This window comes from Kitasatospora sp. NPDC032757, assembly GCF_055579305.1.
Map to the genome: position 1 here is coordinate 95180 of NZ_JBVINN010000007.1, position 20751 is coordinate 115930.

Annotated in this window: 18 protein-coding genes; 6 read left to right on the forward strand and 12 right to left on the reverse strand. The window is 73.1% G+C overall.

Going from position 1 to position 20751, the window contains the following annotated elements:
- Positions 1–229: 229 nt before the first annotated feature.
- Both ACZ5WK_RS12550 and ACZ5WK_RS12555 read left to right on the forward strand, forming a co-directional pair.
- Positions 230–2746, forward strand: coding sequence for a ricin-type beta-trefoil lectin domain protein (locus ACZ5WK_RS12550; protein WP_465547331.1), 2517 nt, complete (start codon positions 230–232; stop codon positions 2744–2746).
- A 136-nt stretch (positions 2747–2882) separates the two neighbouring features.
- On the forward strand, positions 2883–3023 hold the full coding sequence (locus ACZ5WK_RS12555; protein WP_465547332.1) for a hypothetical protein: 141 nt from the start codon (positions 2883–2885) through the stop codon (positions 3021–3023).
- 90 nt (positions 3024–3113) lie between these two features.
- Here ACZ5WK_RS12555 and ACZ5WK_RS12560 read toward each other — a convergent pair whose 3' ends face one another.
- Together ACZ5WK_RS12560 and ACZ5WK_RS12565 are read right to left on the reverse strand one after the other, a co-directional pair.
- Entirely contained in the window at positions 3114–4352 is a 1239-nt protein-coding gene (locus tag ACZ5WK_RS12560; RefSeq protein ID WP_465547333.1) for an MFS transporter, read from the reverse strand.
- 76 nt (positions 4353–4428) lie between these two features.
- Positions 4429–5028, reverse strand: coding sequence for a malonic semialdehyde reductase (locus ACZ5WK_RS12565; protein WP_465547334.1), 600 nt, complete (start codon positions 5026–5028; stop codon positions 4429–4431).
- 139 nt (positions 5029–5167) lie between these two features.
- Here ACZ5WK_RS12565 and ACZ5WK_RS12570 point away from each other — a divergent pair, with 139 nt between their 5' ends.
- Positions 5168–5686, forward strand: a complete 519-nt coding sequence (locus ACZ5WK_RS12570; RefSeq protein ID WP_331742156.1) for a MarR family winged helix-turn-helix transcriptional regulator — start codon at positions 5168–5170, stop codon at positions 5684–5686.
- A gap of 246 nt (positions 5687–5932) precedes the next feature.
- On the opposite strand, the gene ACZ5WK_RS12575 is transcribed toward ACZ5WK_RS12570, so the two are convergent.
- Positions 5933–6235 (reverse strand): putative quinol monooxygenase, encoded by a 303-nt coding sequence (locus ACZ5WK_RS12575; RefSeq protein ID WP_465547335.1) that lies wholly within the window; start codon positions 6233–6235, stop codon positions 5933–5935.
- A gap of 159 nt (positions 6236–6394) precedes the next feature.
- Positions 6395–7402: a DUF2278 family protein gene (locus tag ACZ5WK_RS12580; protein ID WP_465547336.1), complete on the reverse strand. Its 1008-nt coding sequence runs from the start codon at positions 7400–7402 to the stop codon at positions 6395–6397.
- A gap of 552 nt (positions 7403–7954) precedes the next feature.
- Here ACZ5WK_RS12580 and ACZ5WK_RS12585 point away from each other — a divergent pair.
- Complete coding sequence (locus ACZ5WK_RS12585) at positions 7955–10744, forward strand: M4 family metallopeptidase (protein WP_465547337.1); 2790 nt, start codon at positions 7955–7957, stop codon at positions 10742–10744.
- A gap of 126 nt (positions 10745–10870) precedes the next feature.
- On the opposite strand, the gene ACZ5WK_RS12590 is transcribed toward ACZ5WK_RS12585, so the two are convergent.
- Positions 10871–11716 carry a hypothetical protein gene (locus tag ACZ5WK_RS12590; RefSeq protein WP_465547338.1) on the reverse strand — a complete coding sequence of 282 codons (846 nt, stop codon included), beginning with the start codon at positions 11714–11716 and terminating at the stop codon, positions 10871–10873.
- A 174-nt stretch (positions 11717–11890) separates the two neighbouring features.
- Here ACZ5WK_RS12590 and ACZ5WK_RS12595 point away from each other — a divergent pair, with 174 nt between their 5' ends.
- Both ACZ5WK_RS12595 and ACZ5WK_RS12600 read left to right on the forward strand, forming a co-directional pair.
- Positions 11891–12655, forward strand: a complete 765-nt coding sequence (locus tag ACZ5WK_RS12595) for an alpha/beta fold hydrolase (protein ID WP_465547339.1) — start codon at positions 11891–11893, stop codon at positions 12653–12655.
- 409 nt (positions 12656–13064) lie between these two features.
- On the forward strand, positions 13065–14333 hold the full coding sequence (locus tag ACZ5WK_RS12600) for an ATP-binding protein (RefSeq protein ID WP_465547340.1): 1269 nt from the start codon (positions 13065–13067) through the stop codon (positions 14331–14333).
- A gap of 16 nt (positions 14334–14349) precedes the next feature.
- On the opposite strand, the gene hypE is transcribed toward ACZ5WK_RS12600, so the two are convergent.
- From hypE to ACZ5WK_RS12635, 7 genes are all read right to left on the reverse strand, one after another.
- A complete protein-coding gene (gene hypE, locus ACZ5WK_RS12605; RefSeq protein ID WP_465547341.1) occupies positions 14350–15432 on the reverse strand; it encodes a hydrogenase expression/formation protein HypE in 1083 nt (360 codons plus the stop codon).
- The gene (gene hypD / locus ACZ5WK_RS12610; RefSeq protein ID WP_465547342.1) at positions 15425–16558 is read right to left on the reverse strand and encodes a hydrogenase formation protein HypD; all 1134 of its coding nucleotides are present in this window, start codon (positions 16556–16558) and stop codon (positions 15425–15427) included. The genes hypE and hypD overlap by 8 nt, the downstream gene beginning before the upstream one ends.
- Complete coding sequence (locus ACZ5WK_RS12615; protein ID WP_465547343.1) at positions 16555–16875, reverse strand: HypC/HybG/HupF family hydrogenase formation chaperone; 321 nt, start codon at positions 16873–16875, stop codon at positions 16555–16557. The genes hypD and ACZ5WK_RS12615 overlap by 4 nt, the downstream gene beginning before the upstream one ends.
- 35 nt (positions 16876–16910) lie before the next feature.
- Positions 16911–19286 (reverse strand): carbamoyltransferase HypF, encoded by a 2376-nt coding sequence (gene hypF, locus ACZ5WK_RS12620; protein WP_465547344.1) that lies wholly within the window; start codon positions 19284–19286, stop codon positions 16911–16913.
- On the reverse strand, positions 19283–20041 hold the full coding sequence (gene hypB, locus ACZ5WK_RS12625; protein WP_465547345.1) for a hydrogenase nickel incorporation protein HypB: 759 nt from the start codon (positions 20039–20041) through the stop codon (positions 19283–19285). Before hypB ends, hypF begins: the two co-directional genes overlap by 4 nt.
- A gap of 3 nt (positions 20042–20044) precedes the next feature.
- Positions 20045–20425, reverse strand: a complete 381-nt coding sequence (locus ACZ5WK_RS12630) for a hydrogenase maturation nickel metallochaperone HypA/HybF (protein WP_331742122.1) — start codon at positions 20423–20425, stop codon at positions 20045–20047.
- 212 nt (positions 20426–20637) lie between these two features.
- Positions 20638–20742, reverse strand: a complete 105-nt coding sequence (locus ACZ5WK_RS12635; protein WP_465547346.1) for a DUF6893 family small protein — start codon at positions 20740–20742, stop codon at positions 20638–20640.
- Positions 20743–20751: the final 9 nt, after the last annotated feature.

Below are 20751 nucleotides of genomic sequence, written 5' to 3' on the forward strand. Positions count from 1 at the left end.
GGTCTCGTTGTGCTGTCCGGCCGCGAGACCGATCACCCCACCCAGTCGCAGTCCCACTCCCACTCCCCGCGCTCGCAGCGACGAACCCGCCGTCGGCCTGCCGGCCTGACCCCGCCGTCCGCGGGGCGCGAGCCACGTGGCACGACACACCCCGGCCCGCCGCACGGGCCGCCCCACCACTCTCGGACACACCGTCCGAGCCGTCCGGATCCCCCCACAAGGAGCTGGTATGACCTGGCGATCACGACCACGCACCACCCTGCTCTCCGCACTCGCCCTGACGGTGGGCGCGCTCACCGGCGTGGCGGCAACCACCCCCGCACAGGCCACCGCCGCGCAGGCCTCCGCCGCGCAGGCCTCCGCCGCGCAGGCCACCGCCACGCAGGCCTCCGCCGCGCAGGCCTCCCCAGCGACCACGATCACCGTCGCCGGCAACCAGCCGGGCCGGGTGTTCGACGGCGTCGGCGCCATTTCCGGCGGCGGCGGCAACTCCCGGCTGCTGGCGGACTATCCGGAACCGCAGCGCAGCCAGGTGCTGGACTACCTGTTCAAGCCGGGCTACGGCGCCGCGCTCCAGATCCTCAAGGTGGAGATCGGCGGTGACACCAACTCCACCGACGGCGCCGAGGCCAGCCACATGCACACCGCCGACACCGTGGACTGCAACCAGGGCTACGAGTGGTGGATGATGGAGCAGGCCAAGGCCCGCAACCCCGGCATCAAGCTGGCCGCGCTCTCCTGGGGTGCCCCCGGCTGGGTCAACGACAACAGCACCACCAGCAACACCGTCTACACCCCGAAGATGCACGACTACCTGCTCTCGTGGCTCGGCTGCGCCCGGCAGCACAACCTCACCATCGACTACCTCGGCGGCTGGAACGAGCACGACGCCGACCCGCAGTGGTTCGTGGGCCTGAAGAACAAGCTCGTCGCGGGCGGCTTCGGCTCGGTGAAGGTCGTCGCCCCGGACCAGTTCGGCTACCGGGTGGTCGACCAGATGACCGACGACGCCGCCTTCCGCAACGCCGTCGACGTCATCGGGGTGCACTACCCCTGCGGCTACAACAGCGACTTCAGCAACTGCAAGCCCGCCGCGGACTCCGCCTCGATCGACAAGGCCCAGGGACTCGGCAAGCCGATCTGGGCGAGCGAGAACGGCTCCGAGGACTACCAGGCCGGAGCGAGCTCGGTGGCCCGCGGCATCAACCGCGGATACATCGACTCCCGGTTCACCGCCTTCGTCAACTGGCCGGTCGTCGCCGGGCTGTACGGCAACCTGGACTTCGCCACCGACGGCATGGCACTCGCCAACCAGCCGTGGTCCGGCAACTACACCGTGGGCAAGACGGCCTGGGTCACCGCCCACACCACCCAGTTCACCCAGCCCGGCTGGCGCTACGTCGACGGCGCGAGCAGCTACCTCGGCAACAAGCGCACCAACGGCAGCTACGCGACACTGAAGGCCGCGGACAACTCCGCGTACTCCACCGTCATCGAGACCATGGACGCCACCGCCGCGCAGGCCGTGAACCTCACCGTCACCGGCGGCCTGCCCACCGGACGGGTGCACGTGTGGGCGACCAACGTGCGGTCGGACAACAGCAGCGACTGGTTCGTCCGCCAGCCGGACCCCGTCGTGACGGGCGGCGGCCGCTACTCCCTGACCCTCCAGCCCGGCTACGTCTACACCGTGACCACCACGACCGGGCAGGGCAAGGGCACCGCCACGCCCCCACCCGGCAGCGCCCTCCAACTGCCGTACGCCGACGGCTTCGAGGCGCCTGCCGCCACCACCTCGCCGAAGTACTTCGCCGACATGAACGGCGCCTTCAAGACCGTGGCCTGCGGCGGCGGCCGGACCGGGACCTGCCTGCGGCAGATGGCCCCCACCGTGCCGATGCGCTGGACCGACGAACCGTTCAACGCCCCGTACACGATCATGGGTGAGGGCGCCTGGCAGAACTACACCGTCGCCTCGGACGTCCTGTTCGAGCAGCCCGGCAGTGTCGAACTGCTGGGCCGGGTCGGCCGACAGGGGCACAACAACAACGGCCTCAACGCCTACCACCTGCGGCTCTCCGACGCCGGCACGTGGTCCATCCTCAAGAGCGATACCAGCTGGAGCTTCACCACCCTCGCCACCGGGACGATCGCGGCACCCGGCCTGAGCAAGTGGACCGGCCTCGCCCTCACCCTGCAGGGCTCGACCCTGATCGCGAGCGTCGGCGGCCAGGAGGTCGGCCGGGCCACCGACGCCTCGTTCACCAGTGGGATGGCCGGCCTCGGGCTGGGCAGCGGAGGCTACCGGACCCAACAGTTCGACGACTTCGCCCTCACCCCGGGCGCCGCCACCCCGCTGCCCGTCGGCCCGATCACCTCCGGGCTCGCGGCCGGCAAGTGCGTGGACGTCGACCAGGACTCCGGCCTGAACGGCGCCCGGGTGCAGCTGTGGGACTGCACCGGCGGCTCGGCCCAGGTCTGGACCCTGGACAGCGGCAAGCTCACACACAACGGCAAGTGCCTGGACGTCACCGGCCAGGCCACGGCCAACGGCTCACCCGTCGAGCTCTGGGACTGCAACGGCGGCGCCAACCAGCAGTGGTCGCCGCAGCCGGACGGCAGCCTCAGGAGTCTCCAGTCCGGTCGCTGCCTGGACGACCCGGCCCTCGACACCGCGAACGGCACCCGGCTGGACATCTGGGACTGTGACGGCGGGGCCAATCAGTCCTGGCGACTGCCCGGCTGATCATCCGCTCGATGCCGGCCGACCGGATTCCTCGACGGTCGGCCGGCACCGACACACCGTGGCGCGGGGAGCGGCCGCACGCAGGGGCGTCACCCGCCGTTACCGCAGGCAGCGGATCGGTCCCAGCGTCCGCCTCATGGTGCCCAGGACCGCCGGTGGCCGGTGCGTCCGCGACACCCTGGCCCGTCTGCCGCTGTCGCGGGCGGTCGGCGCGGTGGAGCACCTGGTCGGGACCGGGAACACCCACCCGCTGCCGCACTACCACCCGGCCGCCTGAGCGGCGTTCAGTGCACCTTCACCGGCCGCTGCACATCCCCGGCCGCTCCCACCGCGCGAGACCGGCCGCTTCCGGCCGGCCCGGGCGGTGCTACTTCAGGACGAGCAGGGCTGCCAGCGCAGGCCCGAGGGCGCCACCGAGCTGGTAGCAGAGGACGAACAGGCCGATGGCGGTGGGGCGGTGGTGCTGGGGCGCGCTCTTGGCGGCGTGCAGGGACAGCACGGCGTTGCTGCCGGCGGAGACGAACACGGCTGCCGAGGCTGCGCACAGGAGGAGCAGCGGCCAGGTGGCGAGGGCCGCGGTCACCGGGGCGAGGACGGCGAGGGTGATCAGGAGGGCGAGGACCGCGCGGTGGCCGAGGCGCACCGAGGCCGCGGCGAGGAGCCAGGACAGGCCCGAGCCGATGAGCAGTGCGATGAGCTGTCCGGTGCCGATGAGCTCCGTGCTCCACGACGTCCGCTGCTGGATCAGCCGCGGCAGGCTGAACAGGAGGGTGAAGTACGAGGTCGAGAAGGCGGCGGCGAGGAGTGCGGATCCGATGAAGGCGCGTGAGCGCAGCAGGACGACCGGAACGAAGCCGTCAGGGCGGCGTCGCACGTGGACCGCGAGGGAGACGACGGCGGCGAGGCCGGCGCCGGCGGCGGCGAGCGGTGCGGTGGGCAGGAGGACGAGTGCCGACGCCAGTGCCACCACGAGCGTGGCCCCCGTGGCGTCGAAGGGGGCGGCTGCGGGCCGGGCGGGGTTTGCGTGACGCCAGACGGCGGGTATCGCGACGAGCGCGAGGGTGGACAGTGCGAGCGCCGGCCGCCAGGAGACCGCGTCTGCGATCACCGAGCCGAGCAGGGGCGCCGAGGCGCCGAGTATCCCGAACCCCGCGGTGATGGCCCCCATCCGCCGCGCCGAACCGGCCAGGTTCATCGCCACGGCCACGAGCCCCGCCCCGCCGCCCGCCTGGACGGCCCGCCCGACCAGCGTGAGGGCGAGCCAGGGGGAGGTGGTGAGGATGGCGGTGCCGGCGAGTACGGCGACCCCGCTCACGACGAGGGTCGGCCGGAGCCCCCGCTGCCTGATCAGTGCGGCGAACAGCGGCGTTCCGATGGTCATCGCCCAGGCGAAGACGGTGACCAGCCAGGTCGCGGTCGTGGTGGAGACGCCGAGCGAGCGGGCCATGTCGGGGAGGATCAGGACGGGCGCGTTGGCGCCCATGGCGATGGGCGTGGCGAGCAGGGCCAGCCAGAGCGCGGCCGGCGGCCGGCCGGACCGCGCCCCGTCGGTGCGGGGTGGCGCGGTGCGGGCTGTGGCGGCGATGGTCGGAACGGCGACGGACATGGCGACTCCCTTGGCGGACGGGTGAGGACCCGGGGGCTGACCCGGGACGAGGCGGGCGCGGCTGCCGGCGGCCGCGTCAGACGGTGGTGACGACCTGGTCGTAGGCCAGACGCGGGGAACGCGGGTACCAGGCGTTCTCGCCCGGCCTGCCGATGTTGACGACCATCAGCGGGGTGTGGTCGTCGTCGAGGAACTCCTTCCGGACGCCGGTGAAGTCCATGCCGGTCATCGGACCGGCGGCCAGGCCGGCGGCGCGGACGCCGACGATGAAGTACGCGGCCTGCAGCGTGGCGTTCAGCAGGGCGGACTCCTCGCGGACCGGACGCTCGGCGAAGTGGTCGTCGCGGGCCTGCGGGTAGTGCGGCAACAGCTGGGGCAGCTCCTCGTGGAACTCGTTGTCCGCGGAGAGGATCGCGGTCAGCGGGGCGGCCGCGGTCTTGGCCCGGTTGGCCTCGGCCAGCTGCTTCACCAGGCGTTCGCGGGCCTCCGCGGAGCGGACCAGGGTGACGCGCAGCGGGGACTGGTTGAAGGCGGTGGGACCGTACTTGACGAGGTCGTAGACGGCCTGGATCTGCTCCTCGCTCACCGGCTCGGCGGAGAAGGAGTTGGCGGTGCGGGCCTCACGGAACAGCAGGTCCTGGGCGGCGGCGGCGAGGACGAGGGGGTGTGCGGACATGTCGTACGCTCCGTTCGTTCAAGACTGAGAGTTTCAACGTTGAGATAAAATCACTCCCGGTCTCTGAACGTCAAGTCTCTTAAGGTTGAGATATCCTCGGGGGAGAGACGGAGACACGGCGACGGCCCGAGGGAGAACGATGAGCGGCGGCGACAGCGACGCGGTGGACGAGATCGTCGAGCAGTGGGTGACGGAGCGCCCCGACCTGACCGACCACCTGTGGCCGGTTCAGGTACTCGGCCGCCTCCAGCGCCTCGGCACGGCGCTGGACAAGGAGTTCAAGACCTTCGCTGCCGAACGGGGCCTGGAACTGGGCGAGTTCGACGTCCTCACCACCCTGCAGCGATCGGGCCCGCCCTACGAACTGACGGCGGGCGCCTTCCGCAAGGCCGCCATGGTGACGTCGGGCGCCATCACCAATCGGATCGACCGCATGGAGAAGAAGGGCCTGGTCGAGCGGGTGCGGGGCACCGAGGACCGGCGCTCGGTGAGGATCAGGCTCACCGAGAAGGGGATCGCGGTGACCCGCGAGTACATGGCGGACCACCTCGCCAACGAGGCACAGATGCTGGAGCTCTTCGACCGCGCGGAATGCGAGGAGCTCGCCGACATGCTGCGCCGGCTGCTCGTCTCCTTCGGGGACACCACCGTGACGTGAGGCCGGGCGGACGAGGAGGCCTGCACGGTGCCCGTGCCTGGTCCCGTCCGGTCGATCGCGCGCCGGCAAGGTCGGCCTTACAGGAGGTAGGGCTCAGGCAACGTCATCACCGGCGGCTTCGCCGCGCTGCGGTCCGACCGTCAGGACACCGCCCCCGGCCGGAGGAGCACGGCACCCTACGCGCGTGCCGGCTGCCGGCCCGGCGTCCGGGCGGGCAGCCGGCAGCACGGCTTCGGGGCCGGCGGCTCAGGCGTGCTTGGCGGCGAGGATGTCGACGGAGCGGATGCTCGGCCCGGCCGCCAGCAGTCTCGGGGCGACCTCCATGAGCGCGGCGGCGATCGGGCCCTCCAGGTGCGCGGTCCGGCCGGCCTCGTCGGCGAAGGTGTCGAAGATCCCGAACACGGTGGGGCTCTCCCTGAAGGCGAACCAGGTCACGGTCCGTTCCTCGGCGCGAGCTGCGTCGAGGGCCCCGCGCAGCAGGGCCTCGATCTCGTCCGCATGCTCCGGCCGTGCCTCGATGCGGGCCAACAGGCCGACGTTCGATGACATCTCCGCTGTTCTCCGATCCTGTCCGGGTAGCCGCGTATGTCAGCGGCGATGGAGCAAGCAGTAGCACGGGCGGCCCGGTGCGATCCGGCAGCCCCACACCGGGCAGGAGGCCGTTCACCTCCTCGGCGGCACCCGCCGGTTGACCGGTGGCGTCGCCGGTCAGAAGGCGATCGTCCGGCCCTCGGGTGCGGCCTGGGCTGCGGTGTAGGCGACGCCGTGGACCTTGAGGCCGGCGGGGTCACAGAGGGTGATCGTCCCGCCGTGGTTGCCGAGCTGGAAGCCGTTGCCGCCGGCGACGGTGATCGTGGTGCCCGGCTGCAGCTGCCGGGAGGGCAGCGGGAGCGGGTGGCTCTGCTGGTCGACCAGCCGCCAGCCCGTGAGGTCCACTGCAGCCGCGGAGGCGTTGAGCAGTGTCACGGTCTCGGCCTCAGGTGCCGGTCCGACCGGATTGACCAGGGCGGCGACGATCCGCAACGGCTCGTCGTGGTCGGTGGGCTGCTCCGGTGCGTCGGGGATCGCGTGGCCGGTGGTGCCGTCGGTGTGCCACTTCTGGGACTGGAAGGCGAGGAACACCGCGACCCACCGGTCCTCGGCGGGCAGGTGGAAGAGCAGGCCGCCGTCCTGCCAGACCCCGTCCTGCGGGCGGAAATCCTCGCTGTTGCCCTGGTTCATGTGAACCTCGTGCACGCCGTCGGCGGGCTGGAACCCGAAGTCGTCGTCCTTCTCCTGGGGCTTGGGGCCGAAGCGCTCGCCGAAGACGTAGAGGGCGACGGCCTGGTCCGCGAGGGCCCTCTCGACGTAGTGGTCGAAGACGTCGGAGAGGTCGTTGTCGACGCCGGGCAGGTCCGGCGGGAGCACCCGCATGGAGGTGGGATCGAAGAGGTTGGCACGGGTGAAGTCGAGAGCTGCGCCGCCCGCCTGCCGGGGCAGCTCGTTCCATCCGCTGCCCGCCACCGGGAGCTGCTGCGTGAGGGGATGACGGAAGTCGTCCACCACCACGTACATCAACTCGTGCGGCGACTCCTTCGACCGGACGTTGACGGCGGCCCGGTAGTGCTTACCAGCGTTGTCCTGGAGGTGGATCTCGTAGTGGGGTGCGTTGGTGCCTCCCTCACGGTGCCGGTCGACGGCTCGGGCGGCCAGCACACCGTAGTTCTTGAGGGGCATCCGTCATCCTCCAACGCGCTCGGTTCGCCGGATCGGTCTCGGCGCCGGTCGGCTGAGCCGCCCGTGTCTTCCGGACCGTTGACCACCATCGCAGCCGGTTCGGGCAGGGCGGAAGCCGCCGACCGGACGAATCGGACGCGGCCCGCCCCCGGGCCGTGGGACGAGCGGACGCGGCACCCCGCCGAGCCGGCGGCCCGCCCACGGAGCAGGAGGTCCCCGCTCGGCGCAGCGACGGCCGGCCCGCTCGTGGACGATCTCCCGGGGTCGTGCATCGCGGCGGGCGTGCAACGGCGCGCAACGGCAGACGGACTCGCACGGGACGGGGCCGGCGGCCGGTTCACCGGTGGGGGCGATTTCTGCGGCCGGAGGCAGTTCGTGCCCGTTCGGACACGGGGCGGGTGTGCCGATGTGCAGGGGTTCCGGCTCCCCCCGGCACTTTCGCCCGGGGGCCTGGACGGGCCGGGCGTCCACGATCGAGCATCGGGTGACTGATCGTCACATCGCCGCCCTGCGCGGCGCTGCCACCACTGCCGATTCCCGTGGAGGACCGCAGTGCACCACCGTTCCCGTCCCACGGCCAAGGCGCTCGGCGCGGGCGCCGCCCTGAGCCTGGCGCTGGCACTCACCCTGACCGCGTCCCCCGCCCTGGCCGCGCCGCCGGGGCCACCGGGCCCGAGTGCCGAACCCGATCCCGTCCCCGGTCTGGTGGCCGGGGAGGGCACCGCCGCACCGCAGTTGGTGACCGGATTGTCCGAGGCGGCGCCCGGCAGTCCGGGCGAGGCGGCACGGGCCCATCTCGCGGCCCACCCCGACCAGTACCGGATCGCCCCGGGGCAGCTGACCGAACTCGCGGTCGAGCGCACGGCCGAGGGCCGGCAGACCGTCAGGTTCCAGCAGAACCACGGCGGTGTCCCGGTGCTCGGCGGACAGTACCTGGTCCGCCTCGTCGGCGAGGGGGCCGGGCAGCGGGTGGAGTCGGCCGGCGGCAAGTACTTCACGGGCCTGACCGCGCCGACCGTGCCCGCCGTACCGGCCGACACGCTGCGCCGGCTGGCGCTCGACTCGTTGACGGACCCGCGCTCCCGGGCGGGGGCCACTGCCGAGGACCACGGCCTGGTCGTCCTGCCGGGCGGTGCCGGGCGGCTCGCCCAGCACTTCACCGTGCGCACCGCCGGCCGGGCGGCAGGGGAGCCGTTGGCACGCGAGGTCTACGTGGACGCCACGCGCGGAGTCGTCGCCCTCGCCTACGACGCCCCGGGGCCGTACCAGGCCGGCGACGCCGGTGCCGGAGACTCCGGTGCCGCCCGGGCCGCAGCCGGTGCCGCGCCCGCGGGATCCCCCGCCGAGCCCGCCACCGGTACCGCCCCCGACCTGCTCGGCCGTACCGTGCCGGTGAACATCGCCCGGCAGCCGGACGGGAGTTACCAGCTCGTCGACCTCTCCCGGTCGGGCGGCATCGCCACCTACGACGCGGCCGGACGAAGCTACACCGAGTTCGGCGGCCGGCTGCCCGACGGCACCCTCCCGGTCGGCTCGCCCGGCCCGGACTTCCCGGCCGCGACCGGCACCAGCGGTGCCACCGACGCCCACCTCAACGCCGCCACCGTCCACGACTTCTACCGCGACCGGCTCGGCCGCGACGGGCTGGACGGCAAGGGCGGTCCGATCATCTCCGTGGTGAACACGAGCAACGCCGGCCGCCCCTTCCCGAACGCCTTCTGGGACGGGCGGAAGATGATCTACGGCAACGGTGACGCCAAGCTCCGCCAGTTCTCCGCCGCACTCGACGTGGCCGGTCACGAGATGACCCATGCCGTCGTCCAGCACACCGCGGGCCTGCTCAACGCCGGGCAGTCCGGCGCGATGAACGAGGCGCTCGCCGACTACTTCGGCAACGCCGTCGAGGTGACCGCCCGCGGAATCCCGATGAGCGACCCGAAGGCCGCCCTGATGGGCGAGAGCCTGTGCCGGACCGGCACCCCCGAGGAGTGCGCGAACCGCCGGCTGGACGACCACCGCACCACCGTGGACGACTACCTGGGTGCCGGCCTCGACCTCGACAACGGCGGCGCGCACCTCAACGCCACCATCTTCGGCGGGGCGCTGTGGGACATCCGGCGCACCCTCGACCCGCTCACCGCGGACCGGCTGGTCTACCGCGCGCTGGCCGAGTACCTCACCCCGCTGGACGACTTCGTCGACGGGCGCGGCGCGGTGCTCGCCGCGGGCCGCTCGCTCAACCTCAGCCACTCCCAACTCCGGTTGGTGGCAGCGGCGTTCGACAAGCACGGGATCCGGGCCGGCTGGCAGAGCCGGATCCCGACGGACAGCCGCCCGCTGCTTCGCGACGCCACCACCCCGGTCGGGCCGGCCGCGGGCGGAGGCCACTGGGTGATGGGCAACAGTGACGACCCGAACGGCCAGGGCGGGACCGCCCTCTACACCGGCTCCCTCACCGCCCCCGGCACCCCGACCCGGCTCAGCCCCCAGGACGACCGGATCCACGGCTGGGCCGCCACCGACGGGAAGTCCGCCGTCTGGGTGGCGATCGGGCTCGACTCCACCGGCACCGGAGCAACGGAGGTGCTGACCCGCTCGCTGTCCGGCGGCCCGGTCACCAGCCTGTTCAAGTCCTCGGACCAGTCGCCCGGCAACGTACGGATATCCGGTGGGGACATCGCCTTCACGGTGACCGGCCGGGACAACGGCCGGAACCTGGTCCGTCTCTCCCGTGACGGCGCCCCGCCGACGGATCTCCCGCTGCCCGAGGGCCACAACCTGTCGTCCCTCACCCTCAGGAACGGCATGCTCGGCTGGATCGAGTCCTGGACGACCGGAGAGGCGACCGTCCAGGCGCCGACGGTCTTCTCGATCGCCACCGGCCGGGTCACCGCACAGTACGAGGTGACCACCCCGAACGGCACCGACCCGCCGTACCTGGCCTCGCCGGTGCTCGCGGGTGGCCGGCTGCTCTGGCTGGCGGCTCCCGCCGACCGCACCCGCGGGGTCACCATCCGGTCCGGCGCACTGGACGGCTCCGGGGTGGTCGACCTGTTGCCCGGAAACTCGCCGTACACGCCGACGAGCATGAAGATCACCGCCTCCGACCAGGCCGTCACCTTCCAGTACGGCGCCGGCCGGCCGAGCAGCGGCTGGTCGAACGCCGCGCTCCCCAAGCTGTACCAGCTGCCGGTCACCGGCGGCACCCCCGTGCGGGTCTCCTGCAACCGGGGCACCCAGTTCGACCCCGCCGCCGACGAGGGCAACCGGGTGGTCTGGCAGGACGCCACCCCCGGCCGCCACGACCTGGTGGTCCGCGACCGCCCGGCCGGCTCCTGCTGATCCGGCCACCGCTCCGTCGTTCGCCCCGTGCCGGCACCCTCCGGCACCGGGGCGAACGCCGCTCCGGGCGCGCCTCTCCCGCGGCACCGGCCGGCGAGCCCGACTCTCCCGCCGATCGGGCCGTGCCTAGGCCGGCGGGGCGACCTTCTCGACCGGGCCGAAGTCCTTGAAGGTGCCGTGGGTGCGCAGGGGGACGCCCTTCAGGTCGGTGCGCCGGTCGTAGCGGACGGTACGGCCCTGCCCGTCGATCCACTGGTCGAGTTGGAAGGACATCACGTTCTTGCCCTTGAGGATCTTGTACTGCTCGGCTTCCAGCGTCCGCATCTGCTCCAGATCGACCGTGCCGGAGAGGTGGAAGCACGGGGTGCCGGCGCAGTCCTCCATCCCCTTGCGCGCGGCCGGGCCGAGGGCGAGCAGCGCCTTGGCGTAGCCGTGGTAGTCGGCGATCCGGTCCCCCAGCGGGGACGTCCGCCAGCCGCCGCCACTCCTGATGTAGGTGGTCCCGTCCTCGGTGACCACGACGGTGGGGCCGGAGCCGCCGTCTCCGAGCAGGTCCTCCCCGCCGGCGCTCATCGTCTCGGTGAGGCGGCCGCTGCGGACAGCGCCGTTGAGGTTGACCCGGGCCTTCGTGACCGCGGTCAGCGGGCCGCCCTCGGAGCGGAACTCCTGAGTGGCCGCGTACGGCGTCTTCCCGGCCAGCGCGAGCGCCTGCTCCGGGTCGATCACCCCACCCGCCCCGGTGGCCGCGGGCACGGCCGCCGGCTCGCTCGCGGCCGGGGACGACGCGGGGGTGTTGGCGGTGCTCCCGGCCGTCGGCGCTGCGGAGGCGCTCGGAGAGGCCTCGGGAGACGCGGATGCGGTGGCGGCGGTCGTGGTGGCGGACGCCGCAGGAGCGGTGTCGTCGTCACAGCCCACCAGGCCGGCGAGTGAGACGACCGCGACGGCAGCGGCGAGCACAGTGGTACGACGCATGGTCAAGAAGAGCCCCCCGAACGGGACGAACAGGTCGGGGCATCCTGACACACCTGCCGATCCGTGATCGAATCGGTTTTCGACCCGCCGGGTGAACGCTCACCCCGGCCGGTCGCCGACCCATCCCATGAATGCGTGAGTGCTCTCGATCGCCCACCGCCTAGGCTCTGCCGCATGACTCTCGCTCACGATGCAACCGGAGACGGTCCCGCGCTGGTACTGCTGCACTCGGCGGTGTGCGACCGCAGGATGTGGGACCCGCAGTGGTCGGCCCTTGTCGACGCCGGATACCGGGTGGTGCGCTGCGACTTCCGCGGCTTCGGCCGGACGCCCCTGCCGGACCACCCCCACAACGATGCCGAGGACGTGCTGGACGTACTGGATGCCCTCGGAATCGAGCAGGCGGCGCTGGTCGCCTCCTCGTACGGCGGAGGTGTCGCCCTGGAGATCGCCGCACGCCGTCCGGACCGCGTGTCCGCGATGGCGCTGCTCTGTTCCGGCCTGCCGGGGCACGAACCCAGCGATGAACTGCGCGCGTTCGGCGGCAAGGAGGACGCGCTGCTCGAGGCGGGCGACATCGCGGGGGCCGTGGAACTGAACGTGGAGACCTGGCTGGGGCCGGACGCCGACGAGGCGGTCCGGGAGAAGGTGCGCGGGATGCAACGGAATGCCTTCGAGGTGCAACTGGCCGCCCCCGACGGGGCCGGGCGGAGGAAGGTGGACATCGACCTGTCGGCGGTCAAGGCCCCCTCGCTCGCCCTCTCCGGCGGCCACGACCTCGCGGACTTCCGGCAGATCGCGGCCCGGCTACCGGGTCTGCTCGCCTCCGCCCGGCACCTCGAACTGCCCTGGGCCGGTCATCTCCCCAGTCTGGAGCGGCCTGCCGAGGTGACGGACCTGCTGACCGGTTTCCTGCGCGAGACGGTCCCCGCCGGCTGAGGGCGAGGCCCGGCCCGGGGAGTCCGGCCCCGGCGGGGAGGACGGCGGCCGGCCGTGTTCACGAGTTGAAGGCACCCGGGGTACGCGCCCGGGCCGCACCGGGATGGTCCGGGCGCGGTGACCGCTTCGCCCGGGTGTCCCCGCTGTCGTGCCCCGGACCGCCCCGGGTGTACCAGCTGTCGTGCCCCGCGCCCGCTGTCGTTCCTCCGGCCGCCCCGGACGGCGGCGTGCGCGCCGATGCCCGCCACGGCGAGCGGCTCCGCCGGCGTCCCGGAGGCGGGCACCGAACGGGTACCGGGACAAGGGATCACGTCCCCGGCCCCGCGGGACAGTCCCGGCACGCAGAACGCGCGGCGACGGACGACCCGGCCCAGGATGGGAGGAGCGGGCAGGGCGATCGGAGCGGACCATGGCCGGCTGGCATATGCGGGACTTCGCTCCGGACGACCTGGAGGCGGTGGTCCGGCTCGAGAACCTCGGCGAGGGCGGTGAGGGCTCGCCCGTGTTCCGGCTGTCCGACGTCGTCGCCGCACTGCATGACCTGCATCCGGCGGTCGTGGCGGTGGCGGACGACCAGATCGTCGGGGCCGCGGTGGGCCGGGTCGAGGGCGACCGGGCCTGGGTGCTGCGGATCAGCCAGCACCCGTCGTGGCGGAACATGGGTCTGGGCAGTGCTCTGCTGGGAGCCCTGGAGCACCGGCTGCTGGCCGCCGGTGCTCGCACGTTGGCGGCCGTGCTCGCCGAGCACGACACCGGCACGAGGGCCCTGCGCAACGCCGGCTTCCGTCCGCGCCCCGGGATGACCTACTTCCAGAAGTCCGAGGCGGTCACCGCCCAGGACGTGGTGCTGCTCTCCTCGCTGGGCGCGGAGGTCCCGGCCGCCGGCCTGTGGAACACCCTCGCCGGAATGACCTCCGAGAAGAGGCTGATCGAGCGGCGCCTGGTGCTTCCGCTGGCCAACCCGGTGCTGGCCGGCCAGCACGGTGTGGAACCTCCGCAGGCCGTCGTCCTGTTCGGGCCGCCGGGTACGGGCAAGAGCACCTTCGCGAAGGCCGTGGCCGGCCGCCTCGCGTGGCCGTTCGTCGAGCTGTTCCCGTCCCGCCTCGCCCTGACCGGCACGATGGCCACCGGTCTGCGCCAGTGGTTCGACGAGGTGGTCCGGCTCGACCACGTCCTGGTCTTCATCGACGAGGTCGAGGAGGTGGCCGGCATCCGCAGCCAGGCGGATCCGGCGGCCACCGCCGTGGTGAACGAACTCCTCAAGTCGATCGTCCGGTTTCGCGACCGCGACAACCGGCTGCTGATCTGCGCGACCAACAGCGTGGCCGCCCTCGATCCCGCCTTCCTGCGTCACGGCCGATTCGACTACGTCCTGCCGGTCGGACCGCCCGACAACGAGGCGCGCCGTGCCCTGTGGTCCAGCTACCTGGCCCGCGCCGGTGCCGAGGCGGACATCGCCGCCCTCTCCGACGCCAGTGAGGGGTTCACCCCCGCGGACATCGCCCAGGCGGCCCGCACCGTTGCCCAGGCGGTCTTCGAACGCACCCTGGACACCGGCGAGCGGGCGCGCCCGAACACGAACGACTACCTGCGGACGATCCAGCGCACCCGGCCGACGGTGACGACCGAGATGGCGCTGGCGTTCGCCGACGACACCGTCCGGTTCGGGCGCATCTGAGCCGACAGGGCGGCGGTCAGCAGATCCGGGGCAGCTGCTCCCCCACCGGCAGGTCCACCACCCGGGTGCCGCCGAGGCCGGTGCGGGCCACCACCATGCCGGGGTGCTCCTCGACCGCCTCGCCGATCACCGTCGCGTCGGCGCCGAGCGGATGGGCGCGCATCGCCGCCAGCACGGCCTCCGCATGCTCGCGCGGCACGAAGGCGACCAGCTTGCCCTCGTTGGCCACGTAGAGCGGATCGAGGCCCAGCATCGCGCAGGCGCCGGCCACCGGGGGCGGCACCGGGACGCTCCGCTCCTGGATCACCACGCCGACGCGGGCGGCCGCCGCGATCTCGTTGAGGGAGGCCGCGAGCCCGCCGCGGGTGGGGTCGCGCAGCACGTGCAGGTCCGCGGTGACGGCGAGCATCGCCTCGACCAGGCCCCCCAGCGGCGCGCAGTCGCTCTCGATCTGCACACCGAACTCCAGGCCCTCGCGCACGCTCAGGATCGCCACGCCGTGCATGCCGATCGCACCGCTGACGATCACCACGTCGCCGGGGACGACCCGCTGCGGACGCAGGTCGACGCCGGCCGGGACGAGACCGATGCCCGCGGTGTTGATGAAGACCCCGTCCCCGTGTCCGGCCTCCACCACCTTGGTGTCGCCGGTCGCCACCTCCACGCCGGCCACACGAGCGGCCGCGCCGAGTGCCTCGGCCACGCGGGCGAGGACCGGCATCTCCAGGCCCTCCTCCAGGATGAACCCGCAGGACAGGTAGGCGGCCCGGGCGCCGCTCATCGCCAGGTCGTTGACGGTCCCGTTGACGGCCAGGTCGCCGATGCTGCCGCCGGGGAAGAAGAGCGGACGCACCACGTAGGAGTCGGTGGAGAAGGCCAGCCGTGCTCCGCCGAGCGTCAGCACCGCGCTGTCGCCGAGCTGGCCGAGCAGCTCGCCGCCGAAGGCGGGTGCGAAGACGTGGCTGACCAGCTCGGCGGACATCGCGCCACCGCCGCCGTGGCCCATGACCACCCGGGGCTGGTCGCGCAGCGGGGCCGGGCAGGTCCAGGCGGTGAGGTCGGGCCGCGGCGCGGGCAGGGTGTCGGTGGGCTCAGGCAACGGGGCTCGCCTCCAGGTGCGCGGGGGCCGCGGGCTTGAGTTCCAGCCGGCGGTAGAGGTAGTAGGCCGCGCAGGCGCCCTCGCTGGAGACCATGGTGGCGCCCAGCGGGTTGCGCGGGGTGCAGGTGGTGCCGAAGGCCTCGCACTCGTGCGGCTTCAGCTGCCCCTGCAGGACTTCGCCGGCTCGGCAGGCGGCGGGCTCGCGGGTCTGGATCCCGGACACCGAGAAGCGCTGTTCGGCGTCGAACTCCTGGTAGCGCGAGGAGAGTCGCCAACCGCTGTCGGGAATCGTCCCGATCCCGCGCCAGGCCCGGTCGGTGACCTCGAAGACGTCCGCCAGCATCGCCCGGGCGACCGGGTTCCCCTCCGGCCGCACGGCCCGCGGGTAGGCGTTCTCGACCGTGTGGGTGCCGGCCTCCAGCTGGCGCACCGCGCGCCGGACGCCCTCCAGGATGTCCAGCGGCTCGAACCCGGTGACCACCAGCGGGACTCGGTACCGCTCGGCGAGTGCGGGGTACTCCTCGACGCCCATCACGCTGCACACGTGACCGGCCGCCAGGAAGCCCTGCACCCGGCAGTCCGGGGACTGCATGATGGCCTCGATCGCGGGGGGTACCCGTACGTGCGAGACCAGCAGGCTGAAGTTGCGGATGCCGAGCCTGCGGGCCTGATGGACGGTCATGGCGTTCGGCGGCGCGGTGGTCTCGAACCCGATGCCGAAGAAGACCACCTCGCGCCCGGGGTTCTGCTGGGCGATCCGCAGCGCGTCCAACGGGCTGTAGACCACCCGCACGTCGCCGCCCTCGGCGCGGACCCGGAACAGGTCACGGCCGGTGCCGGGGACGCGGAGCATGTCGCCGAAGGAGCAGAAGATCACCTCCGGCCGGGCGGCGATCTCCAGCGCCTTGTCGATCACCTCCAGCGGGGTGACGCAGACCGGGCACCCCGGTCCGTGGATCAACTCCACCTGGTCCGGAAGTAGTTGGTCGATCCCGTGCCGGATGATGGTGTGCGTCTGGCCGCCGCACACCTCCATCAGCGCCCACGGCCGGGTCACCGTCGCGTGGATGTCGTCGAGCAGCCGGCGGGCCAGCTCGGGATCCTGGAACTCCTCGATGTACTTCACAGCTCGGCCTCCCCGGCCCGGTCCTCCGCCTCGGCCCCGGTGAGCTCGGCCATCGCCGCGGCCGCCTCCCACGGGTCCCCGAACTCTTCCTGGAGCATGCCGAGGTCGGCGAAGAGCGCCAGCGTGCGGCGCGCCGACTCCTCGTCGAGCCGCTGCAGCGCGAATCCCACGTGGACGATCGCGTACTCACCGACCCGCAGATCCGGCACGTACTCCAGGCACACCTCCTTGACCACACCGCCGAAGTCGACGGTGGCCATCCGGGTACCGTCCTTCTCCTCGATCTCCAGCACTCTGCCGGGCACCGCCAGGCACATGGGCTCTCCTCGTTCTGGGGCGTTGGGTGGCCCGGTCAGCCGTCGGCTGCCCGGGCCGCGACCATCAGCTGGCCGAGCGCGAGTCCCCCGTCGTTGGGCGGGACGCGTGTGTGGCGCAGCACCGTGAAGCCGTCCTCGCGCAGCAGGGTGGCGCAGCGCGAGGAGAGCAGCGTGTTGGCGAACACCCCGCCGGTGAGGGCCACCGCCGTGAGGCCGGAGCGCTCGCGGGCTGCCCCGCAGACGTCCCGGACCAGGCCGGCCACGGCGGTGTGGAACCGGGCGGCGACGACGCCCCGCCCGGTGCCCGCCCGCAGATCGGCGACCACGGCGGCCAGCACCGGGGCGGGGTCGGCGACGAGTGGCCCGACGGCGTCCGGTCCGGCAGGGTGCAGGGCGAAGGCATAGCCGCTCGCTCCCGCCGCGCCGACGGCCGCCCCCTCCAGTTCGACGGCGGCCTGGGCCTCGTAGCCGACGAGTTGGCAGACGCCGGCCAGCGAGGAGACGGCGTCGAAGAGCCGTCCCATGCTGGAGGTGTCGACGCAGTTGACCCCGCGCTCCAGTTGACGGGCCAACAGGTGCAGTTCCTCGGGCGGGCAGGCGCGCACGGCGGGCAGGTCCTCGTCCCAGGGCAGGCCGGCCGCCCACAGGTGGGCCAGCGCCATCCGGTACGGGCGCCGGACGGCCGTGTCACCGCCGGGCAGCCGGACGTACGCCAGGTGGGCGAACCGCTCGAATCCGTCATAGCCGGCCAGCAGGAACTCACCTCCCCAGACCGCGCCGTCGTCACCGTAGCCGGTGCCGTCGAAGGCGACTCCGATCACCCGCTCGGTGCTTGTGAGTCCGTGTTCGGCCATGGCCGCGGCGACATGCGCGTGGTGGTGCTGGACGCGGACGAGCGGGCGGCCGGCGCGGTGGCGTTCGGCCCACCGGGCGGACCGGTAGGCCGGGTGCCGGTCCGCCGCCAGCCGCCCGGGCCGTACCCCGGTGATCGACTCCAGCTGCTGTTCGGCGCGTTGGAACGCCTGCTGGGTCGCCACGTCGTCCATGTCGCCGATGTGGGCGGAGAGCCAGGCCCGGCGGCCCTCGCCGAGGCAGAGCGTGTTCTTGAGGTCCCCGCCGACCGCCAGCGCGGCCGGGACGGGCCAGGGCAGCGCCAGCGGGAGCGGGGCGTAGCCGCGGGAGCGGCGGACGGTCAGCTGGTGGCCGTCGCAGACCCGCACCACGGAGTCGTCGCAGGGCACGTGGATGGGGCGGTCGTGGGTGAGCCAGGCGTCCGCCATCCCCGCGAGCCGTTCGAGGGCTTCGGCGTCGTCGGTCACGATCGGCTCGCCCGACAGGTTGCCGCTGGTCATGACGAGCAGCCGCGGTCCCGGGGGGTCGCCGGGCAGACCGAGCAGCAGGTGGTGGAGGGGCGTGTACGGGAGCATCACGCCGAGGTCGGGGGTGCGCGGGGCCACGGCGTCCGGCAGCGTCACCGCCGCACCGGGGCGACGGCGCAGCAGCACGATCGGCCGGGCTCTTCCGGTGAGCAGGGACCGCTCCTCGGCTCCGAGCTCGACGAGGGCCTCGACCTCGGCCGGGCCGGCGGCCATCAACGCGAAGGGCTTGTCGCCGCGGGCCTTGCGCCGCCGCAGCCGCGCCACCGCCGCCTGGTCCGACGCATCACAGGCCAGGTGGTAGCCGCCCAGGCCCTTGACCGCCAGGATCGCCCCGGCGGCGAGCAGGCGCCGGGCCCCTGCCACCGGGTCCTCCCCCGGCAGTTCGCGGATCGCGCCCCGGGGCGCCGGCCCGGCCGCGAGCAGGCGAAGGCGGGGGCCGCAGGAGTGGCAGGCGATCGGCTGGGCGTGGAAGCGCCGGTCGGCCGGATCCGTGTACTCGCGGGTGCAGGCGGCGCACATCGGGAAGCCGGCCATCGTGGTCCGGTCCCGGTCGTAGGGCAGGCCGGTGACGATGGTGAAGCGCGGCCCGCAGTGCGTGCAGGTGATGAAGGGGTGCCGGTGGCGCCGGTCGCCGGGGTCGGTCAGCTCGGCGAGGCAGTCGGCGCAGGTGGCCGTGTCGGGCGAGACCAGGGTGCGGGCGGGCCCGGCGGCGTGCGAGGCGAGGATGGTGAATCCCACCGAGCCCTGCGACGGGACGCTCTCGTGCTGGACGGAGTCCACCACGGCCAGCGGCGGTGCGTCGGTGGCGACCAGCTCACAGAACCGTGCGACCGACGCGGGCGGGCCCTCGACCTCGGCGATCACGCCGTCGGCGGTGTTGCCGACCTGTCCGGTCAGGCCGAGGCGGGTGGCGAGGGAGTGCACGAACGGGCGGAAGCCGACGCCCTGCACGACCCCGTGGACGGCAACCCTTCGGCGCTGTGCGGCCTCGGCGGCGTCGATGGCGTCGACGGAAGTGCCGGCCGTGGTCACAGGTGCAGCGCCGGATGCGCGTGCCCGTGCGCGTGCCCGTGATCGTGCCCGTGCGTGTGCGCCGGCTCGACCCGCGCCATCACCGGGACGTGCACCGGCCTGCCGCCGTGGACCGCCAGCGCGGCCTCCAGCAGCAGGCCCGTTCCGTTCCCGGTCCGGGCCGAGGTCAGCAGGATCTCCACGCCCGGGTTGACCTGTCCGACGTTCGCGCGGAAAGCCGCCTCGTCGAACCCCACCGCATCGGCGAGGTCGGTCTTGGTCACCAGCACGAGGTTCGCCAGCCCGAAGGCGGTCGGGTACTTCAGCGGCTTGTCCTCCCCCTCGGTGACCGAGGCCAGCACGACCCGCAGGGACTCGCCCAGCGCGTAGGAGGCGGGGCAGACCAGGTTGCCGACGTTCTCCACGAAGAGCAGCTTGGTCTGCGCGGGCAGCCAGCCGTCCAGGTGGCCGGCCAGCATGTGGGCCTCCAGGTGGCAGAGCCCGTCGGTCAGCACCTGCTTGACCGGCGCGCCGGAACGGGCCAGCCGCATCGCGTCGTTCTCGGTGGCGAGGTCCGCGGTGAGCGCGGCGACCGGGATGCCGCGCTCCCGGGCGGCGGTCAGCTCCGCTTCGAGCAGAGCGGTCTTGCCGCTCCCGGGGCTGGAGAGCAGGTTGACGGCGATGGTGCCGCGCGCGGCCAGCTCCTCGCGCAACTGCTGCGCGCCGAGGTCGTTCTTGGCGAGGACCGCCTGTTGCAGGTCGACCGTTCGGCACATGGTTCAGCGCTCCTGGAGAGTCGGTTCGGCGGCGTGCGGGTCGTCCCAGCGCACGCTGACAATCTGCAACTCGCGCCCGGCCAGCAGCTCCGCGGTGGCGGTGCCGCAGACGGGGCAGCACAGCTCCGGCGGCATGCCGACCAGCCACTCGTCGGTGCAGGGCACGCACCGGGCGCGGGCGGCGACGGGCTCGACGACCAGCTCGCAGCCGGCCAGCACCGTTCCCTCGCAGGCGAGTCCGAAGCAGAAGTCGAGCGAGTCGGGGACGACTCCGGCCAGCTGGCCGACCTGGAGCAGCACCGACCGCACGGTGGTGGCTCCGGCCGCCAGGGCGGCCTCTTCGACCTGGCCGACGACGGCCGCGGCGATCGACATCTCGTGCATCGGGGACCTTCCTGCGCGGCCGAGCTGTCGCGAGCCGGCCGGGTTCATTAAAGGGCGGCCACCGAGGGGCCGCGCGGGCGACGCGCCGCCACCGGCCCGCCGCTTAGCCCGTTCAGGCCAAGGGCCGGCCGGCGGCGCTCGCGGCTCACCCTCGGAACGTGGCCCGGGCGGTCGCCGTCCGGCGGCCGCCCGGGTGTCGGTCACGGTGGCCGTCACATGCAGCGGATCCGCAGGTAGCGTTTGATGTCCGGCATCACCTGGATCGCCAGCCAGACGATTCCGGTGGCGGCGAGGGTGCCGATGAGGTACTTCTTCATGGCGGTGGT

Excerpts from the sequence above, each read along its gene's own strand:
- ACZ5WK_RS12550 (WP_465547331.1), top strand. The coding sequence starts at position 230 with ATGACCTGGCGATCACGACCACGCACCACCCTGCTCTCCGCACTCGCC.
- ACZ5WK_RS12555 (WP_465547332.1), top strand. The coding sequence starts at position 2,883 with ATGGTGCCCAGGACCGCCGGTGGCCGGTGCGTCCGCGACACCCTGGCC.
- ACZ5WK_RS12560 (WP_465547333.1), bottom strand. The coding sequence starts at position 4,352 with ATGTCCGTCGCCGTTCCGACCATCGCCGCCACAGCCCGCACCGCGCCA.
- ACZ5WK_RS12565 (WP_465547334.1), bottom strand. The coding sequence starts at position 5,028 with ATGTCCGCACACCCCCTCGTCCTCGCCGCCGCCGCCCAGGACCTGCTG.
- ACZ5WK_RS12570 (WP_331742156.1), top strand. The coding sequence starts at position 5,168 with ATGAGCGGCGGCGACAGCGACGCGGTGGACGAGATCGTCGAGCAGTGG.
- ACZ5WK_RS12575 (WP_465547335.1), bottom strand. The coding sequence starts at position 6,235 with ATGTCATCGAACGTCGGCCTGTTGGCCCGCATCGAGGCACGGCCGGAG.
- ACZ5WK_RS12580 (WP_465547336.1), bottom strand. The coding sequence starts at position 7,402 with ATGCCCCTCAAGAACTACGGTGTGCTGGCCGCCCGAGCCGTCGACCGG.
- ACZ5WK_RS12590 (WP_465547338.1), bottom strand. The coding sequence starts at position 11,716 with ATGCGTCGTACCACTGTGCTCGCCGCTGCCGTCGCGGTCGTCTCACTC.
- ACZ5WK_RS12595 (WP_465547339.1), top strand. The coding sequence starts at position 11,891 with ATGACTCTCGCTCACGATGCAACCGGAGACGGTCCCGCGCTGGTACTG.
- ACZ5WK_RS12600 (WP_465547340.1), top strand. The coding sequence starts at position 13,065 with ATGGCCGGCTGGCATATGCGGGACTTCGCTCCGGACGACCTGGAGGCG.
- ACZ5WK_RS12615 (WP_465547343.1), bottom strand. The coding sequence starts at position 16,875 with ATGTGCCTGGCGGTGCCCGGCAGAGTGCTGGAGATCGAGGAGAAGGAC.
- hypB (WP_465547345.1), bottom strand. The coding sequence starts at position 20,041 with ATGTGCCGAACGGTCGACCTGCAACAGGCGGTCCTCGCCAAGAACGAC.
- ACZ5WK_RS12630 (WP_331742122.1), bottom strand. The coding sequence starts at position 20,425 with ATGCACGAGATGTCGATCGCCGCGGCCGTCGTCGGCCAGGTCGAAGAG.
- ACZ5WK_RS12635 (WP_465547346.1), bottom strand. The coding sequence starts at position 20,742 with ATGAAGAAGTACCTCATCGGCACCCTCGCCGCCACCGGAATCGTCTGG.